This window comes from Spirosoma horti (assembly GCF_054776595.1).
In genome coordinates this window covers 1-504 of record NZ_BAAHBQ010000028.1, presented here as the reverse complement: position 1 = coordinate 504, position 504 = coordinate 1, and the positions used below count along the sequence as shown (strand labels likewise).

Here is a 504-nt window from a genome sequence, read left to right as displayed (position 1 = left end):
AAGCCTTAGGCATCCCCCAGACGCCCTTTTGCTGCGTGTTCATCACGCTTTACTCGATACCTATTTGTCACTAGATAAACTAGTTTGGTTTTCTATCATCATGAATCAACAATGTGATTCAATCTCTTTCTGTAGGTCAAAGAACAAATGAACCCGAATGGTTCAAGTGGAGAATAACGGATTCGAACCGTTGACCCCCTGCTTGCAAAGCAGGTGCTCTAGCCAACTGAGCTAATCCCCCGGCTATGTATTGTAACTCATGTACTTGTGGGCCTGCGTGGACTCGAACCACGGACCTCTACATTATCAGTGTAGCGCTCTAACCACCTGAGCTACAAGCCCAGTGCTTTGCATATTGACATCATTGGTAGCATTATTCGGCTCCAAAAAGGAGGTGTTCCAGCCGCACCTTCCGGTACGGCTACCTTGTTACGACTTAGCCCTAGTTACCGAGTTTACCCTTGCCCGGCTTTGACACCGACCTTCAGGTCCCCCCAACTTCCA

At 48.4% G+C, this 504-nt stretch carries 2 tRNA genes and 1 rRNA gene; all 3 read right to left on the bottom strand.

Annotated features, from left to right (window positions below):
* Window positions 1-167: 167 nt before the first annotated feature.
* A tRNA-Ala gene (locus tag ACYVAM_RS31780) sits at window positions 168-241 on the bottom strand.
* 27 nt (window positions 242-268) lie between these two features.
* Window positions 269-342, bottom strand: a tRNA-Ile gene (locus ACYVAM_RS31775).
* A 45-nt stretch (window positions 343-387) separates the two neighbouring features.
* Window positions 388-504: ribosomal RNA gene (locus ACYVAM_RS31770) — 16S ribosomal RNA — on the bottom strand; the annotation flags it as partial.